Genomic DNA, 4808 nt, shown 5'->3' on the forward strand with positions numbered 1-4808 from the left:
GGAGGTTGACCTTGCTTTCCGCGATCTCGGTGAGCTTGCGATCTGTCGCCTCTTCTTCCTTGAGGTTCTTGGCCAGCACATTGGCGCAGTCGCTGCGGCCGAGCTGCTTGGCCCAGGCGATCAGCGTGCCGTAGCGCGTTATCTCGTAATGCTCGACGGCCTGAGCCGAGGCGATCAGCGCGGCATCGAGGACCTCCTTGTCCTCCACGTCGCCGCTCACGTCGTCAGCCTCCTCGAGGATGCCGTCGATGGCGGGGCAGTTGACGGTCTTGGCCTTGACGCCATGCAGCTCGAATACCTGCTCGACCCGTTCGATGTGGCCTTTGGTCTGCGCGAGATGCTTCTCGAAACCGGCTTTCAATTGCGAATCCGTCGCCTTGTCGATCATCTTCGGCAGCGATTTCTCGATCTGTTTTTCGGCATAATAGATGTCGCGCAGCGTGTGGACGAAGAGGTCGTCCAGCGTCTTGATGTCCTTCGAAAAGAAACCCATGGCGGTTGCCTTCCATGTCTGGTGTTGTCCGGAAGTTGCGCGGCCGGTCCGCCGCCAACGCGGCCGGGTTCGGCCCCGGCCTTGATCGATCAACGTCACCGCGCAGGGCAGGTTCCTGCCGGCGGACGACGCCGCACGGAAATTTCAAGCCACCTTCGATGCGTGAAACAGAAGCGCGCCCAAGCGACATAGAGACGAAACATATGTGATGCAAAAGTCACACGAGCCGGAAACGCGACAAAAGGCGTGGAAACACCGCGAATCAGCCGCATTCCGGCCACGATGCAACGCGTTTCGGACCAGAAATTAACATGGCGTTCACCGACTATTCACGCCTCGAGGCTATGATCCCCGCAATTCGGAAGGGACATCCGAAAACGGGACAGGGACAGGGAAAATGAACTTCTGGAACCACATCGCCGGCTATGCCGCCGCCATCCGCGAATTCGTCGCGCCGACCTATCGGCCCGAGCGCTATTACATGCGCGGCCCGGGCCCGGCCTGCGCACGCCGCGGCAACTCGCTCGGCATCGGCACGCACTGACCACGATGCTCGACAGCCGCCACAACAGCCGGATCTGCAAGCCGGTCGCCGACACCCGCGCCACGACCTATCGTGACGAGCGCCCCGCCGTCATCGACGGCAGGCGTGCGACAACGCCGCGACTTTGACGCCGCCGCCGGCTGGCTTAGTGTCCCCCTAGCTTAGTGCCTAGGGGCACAAGCAGCCGGGGCCGACATGACCGACCTGTCCGAACAGAAACGTCCCCTTCTCCCAGGCCAAGCTTACGATGCCCGCCAGCCGCTGCTCGTGTTCGACGGCGTCTGTGTGTTCTGCTCGGGCTTCGTCCAGATCGTCCTCAAGATCGACCGCAAGAAACGCTTCCGCTTGGCCACCGCGCAATCGCCGCTCGGCGAGGCGCTGTTTCGTGAGCACGGCCTGCCGACCGAGGATTACGACAGCAACCTCGCCATCATCGACGGCGCCGCCTTCACGAAGCTCGACAGTTTCGTCGCCGTCATGGCGGCGCTCGGCTGGCCGTGGCGCGCCGCGAGATTGCTGCTCGTCCTGCCGCGGCCGCTGCGCGACTGGCTGTACGACCGCATCGCCAAGAACCGCTGTGCGCTGTTCGGCCGCAAACACAGCTGCGAGATCCCCTCCGCCGAGCTGCGACAGCGGCTGATCAGTTGAGATCGGAGGGTCGGATGAAGCTTCTGATTGTCCGCGGTTACGGCACCTTCGGCGGACGCATCGTGCAGTTGCTGGAGAGCGAGCCGCGTCTGACCTTGCTCGTCGCCGGCCGCTCGCTCGCCAAGGCCGAGGCCTATTGCAAAGGACGAGGCGGCACCAAGTCCAGGCTCGTGCCGATCGCGACGCGGATTTCATCGCGGCTGGCTCGAACCCGCGCAGGCTTCGAGCACGACCGAATCCCCGGCCGTCCCGCCAAGTTCCAGGCAACTCGTGACCGTGCACAAGGTCCAGCCTTCCCCGGTTGCGCCGGATGCGGCGAGCACCAGACGCGGCTGTGATCGGACCCTGGGAGCATAGACCCACCATCCGTCCCGCAGCACCGAACCTTCCGGCGGCTCCATGCCGGCGCCGGAGCCCTTGACGCGCGCTTCGACGACGCGCAGACCTGCCGGCGTCACCTTCCAGTCCTCTTGCCAGCGCGTCCGTTCCACCGAATGCGTCCAGGACAAGGTAAAGGCGGCAACGGCAAGCGTCACCGTCTTGCCGGCTGCGAGGATGCACAGGCTCATGCAGGGCCGGCCGCGGATGCCTGGCGCGCGCGCCAGCAGTGCCAGCCGATCCAGAGCAGCGCCAGCGCCCAGCCGGTTTCGTCGGTGAGCGGCAGCGCCGCCACCAGCAGCACGCCGGCGGCGAAGGCGACCAAGCGCTCCCACCAGGCCATGCAGCGAGCGAGGAAGCCGACGGCGGCGGCGCCCCAGAGCACGATGCCCATGCAGGCTTTGGCGACGACGTAGGCGACCTCGACCGGATAGCCGAACGAAGCCGCGATCGGGCCTGCATCCTGCAGCATCAGCGCCGGCGTGTAGACGGCCATGAACGGCACGACGAAGCCGGCGATGGCGAGCTTGGTCGCCTGAATGCCGATCTTCAGCCCGCTTTCCCTGGCCATGGGCGCCGCGGCGAAAGCGGCGAGCGCCACCGGTGGGGTGAGATCAGCCATGATGCCGAAATAGAAGACGAACATGTGGCTGACGATGAGCGGCACGCCGAGCGACAGCAGCGCCGGGCCGGCGAGCGAGGAGGTGATGATGTAGTTGGGGATGGTGGGGATGCCCATGCCGAGCACCAGGCAGGTGAGCATGGTGAGCAGCAGCGACAGGAACAGATTGTTCTCGCCGATGGAGATGATCCAGCCGATGAAGGTCGAAGCGATGCCGGTCAGCGTCAGCGTGCCGATGACGATGCCGACGATGGCGCAGGCGATGCCGACCGGCAGCGCGTTCTTCGCCCCTTCGGCAAGCGATTCGACGCAGATGCGCAGCGTCTCGCGACCGCCCTTGAAAGTGACGCAGGCGACAATGAGCGCCGCGATGACGAGGCCGAGGATGTTGACGCCGAAGCGCATGAAGGAGGCGGCGGCAAGGCCGAGCGCCAGCCAGAAGACGACGCGGAAGGCGAACGGTCCGATCAGCGCCGCCAGCGGCGTGCCGAGGATCAGCACGATGGTCAGCGCCAGGCCCATGGTGCCGGCGAAGATCGGCGTATAGCCGGCGAAGAGCAGGTAAACCAGCACGGCAAGCGGCAGCACCAGCGGCCAGTGCTGCCGCACCGCATCCCAGGGATTGGGCAGCTCAGCCTTGGCCATGCCGTGCAGGCCGGCCTTGCCCGCCTCCAGATGCACCTGCCAGAAACAGGCGCCGAAATAGAGCAGCGCCGGAATGATCGCCGCCTTCACCACCTCGGCGTAGGGGACGTTCAGCGTCTCGGCCATGATGAAGGCGACCGCGCCCATCACCGGCGGCATGATCTGGCCGCCCATCGAGGACGTTGCCTCGACGGCGCCGGCGAAGGCCGAGCGGAAGCCGAAGCGCTTCATCAGCGGAATGGTGAACTGGCCGCTCGCCACGACATTGGCGACGCCCGAACCGGAGATGGTGCCCATCAGCGCCGAGGAGAGCACGCAGACCTGGGCCGGACCGCCGCGCCAGGAGCCGACCAGGCCAAGCGCGAAATCGTTGAACAGCGCGATCATGCCGGCGCGTTCGAGGAAGGCGGCGAAGACGACGAAGATGAAGATGTAAGCCGCCGAGACATAGACCGGCGTGCCGTATATGCCTTCGGTGCCGAAGGCGAAGGTGTCGACGAGCTGGGCGAAATCGTAGCCGCGATGGATGAAGGGCGGCGGCAGGTGATTGCCGACGAAGCAATAGGCGAGGAAGATGAAGGCGATCACCGCCAGCGGCAGCCCCATCAGCCGCCTTGCCGCTTCGAAGACGAGCACCACCAGCAGCGTGCCGACGATCAGGTCCGGCGTGGTGAGGAAGCCGGAGCGGCGGATGAGGTCGGCGTAGAAGACCCAGTTGTAGAGGCCGGTGGCGAAGCCGAGCGCGCCGAGCGCCCAGAACGCGGTCTTCGCCGCTACGCCGGTGGCGCGCAGGTTGGCGATCAGGCCGAAGCCGAGCAGCAGCAGGAAGCCGACATGCATGGCGCGTACCACCTGGCTGGGCAGGCTGCCATAGGCGGCGATGTAGATCTGGAAAACGGAGAAGGCGACGGCAATCAGGAAGGCCGCCTCGCCAGCGATGCCGCCGCCGAAGCCCGGCGGCAGGCCTTCGACCTGTTCTTCGGCGACAGGGAGATGAAAAGTGGTCGAATTGCCGTCGGTCGTTGTTCCAGACGTTGCTTTGCTCATCCGACGCGCTCCATAGCAGACTGCCGCGCCATCCTCGCTTACTTGATCAGCCCTTTTTCCTTGTAGTATTTCTCCGCGCCGGGATGCAGCGGCACCGGCATGCCGTCCAGCGCCTTGGCCGGATCGATCGCCTTGGCGGCGGCATGGGCGGCGGCGAGCTGGTCGAGATGCTCGAACATCAGCTTGGTCATCTGATAGGCGGTCTCGTCGGAAACATCGGCCCGGGTGACAAGGAAATTGCCGACCGCGGCGGTGGCGACATCCTCGGTCTGGCCCTCATAGGTGCCGTTGGGAATGATCACCGAAAGATAGGGCGAGCCGATCTTGGCGACGTCCTCGGCCGGCACGGCGACGACGTTGATCGGCACCGAAGTTGCGAGATCGCGGATCGAGGCGACGCCCAGGCCCGCCGATTGCAGCGTGGCGTCGAG

At 65.3% G+C, this 4808-nt stretch carries 6 protein-coding genes; 2 read left to right on the top strand and 4 right to left on the bottom strand.

Annotation, left to right across the window (positions count from 1 at the left end; all coding sequences use genetic code 11):
• The coding region (locus EOA60_RS19130) for a ferritin-like domain-containing protein (RefSeq protein ID WP_164899404.1) at positions 1–493 on the bottom strand (493 nt) is incomplete at its 3' end.
• Between the two features lie 397 nt (positions 494–890).
• Between EOA60_RS19130 and EOA60_RS19135 the strand changes: the two genes are divergently transcribed.
• Positions 891–1037, top strand: coding sequence for a hypothetical protein (locus tag EOA60_RS19135; RefSeq protein ID WP_082980733.1), 147 nt, complete (start codon positions 891–893; stop codon positions 1035–1037).
• A 195-nt stretch (positions 1038–1232) separates the two neighbouring features.
• On the top strand, positions 1233–1685 hold the full coding sequence (locus EOA60_RS19140) for a DCC1-like thiol-disulfide oxidoreductase family protein (RefSeq protein WP_095825070.1): 453 nt from the start codon (positions 1233–1235) through the stop codon (positions 1683–1685).
• Positions 1686–1876: 191 nt separating this feature from the next.
• Here EOA60_RS19140 and EOA60_RS19145 read toward each other — a convergent pair whose 3' ends face one another.
• The 3 genes from EOA60_RS19145 to EOA60_RS19155 all read right to left on the bottom strand — a co-directional run.
• A complete protein-coding gene (locus tag EOA60_RS19145; RefSeq protein WP_095825071.1) occupies positions 1877–2254 on the bottom strand; it encodes a DUF1850 domain-containing protein in 378 nt (125 codons plus the stop codon).
• Positions 2251–4377 carry a TRAP transporter permease gene (locus EOA60_RS19150; RefSeq protein WP_095825072.1) on the bottom strand — a complete coding sequence of 709 codons (2127 nt, stop codon included), beginning with the start codon at positions 4375–4377 and terminating at the stop codon, positions 2251–2253. The genes EOA60_RS19145 and EOA60_RS19150 overlap by 4 nt, the downstream gene beginning before the upstream one ends.
• A gap of 38 nt (positions 4378–4415) precedes the next feature.
• Positions 4416–4808 (bottom strand): TAXI family TRAP transporter solute-binding subunit (locus tag EOA60_RS19155; protein WP_128311740.1); only part of this gene is annotated, 393 nt, incomplete at its 5' end.

Origin of the sequence: Mesorhizobium sp. M1A.F.Ca.IN.020.06.1.1 (assembly GCF_004023265.1) — a bacterium.
GTDB lineage: Bacteria > Pseudomonadota > Alphaproteobacteria > Rhizobiales > Rhizobiaceae > Mesorhizobium.

Coding starts and splice junctions, on each gene's coding strand:
- EOA60_RS19135 (WP_082980733.1), top strand. CDS start 891: ATGAACTTCTGGAACCACATCGCCGGCTATGCCGCCGCCATCCGCGAA.
- EOA60_RS19140 (WP_095825070.1), top strand. CDS start 1,233: ATGACCGACCTGTCCGAACAGAAACGTCCCCTTCTCCCAGGCCAAGCT.
- EOA60_RS19145 (WP_095825071.1), bottom strand. CDS start 2,254: ATGAGCCTGTGCATCCTCGCAGCCGGCAAGACGGTGACGCTTGCCGTT.
- EOA60_RS19150 (WP_095825072.1), bottom strand. CDS start 4,377: ATGAGCAAAGCAACGTCTGGAACAACGACCGACGGCAATTCGACCACT.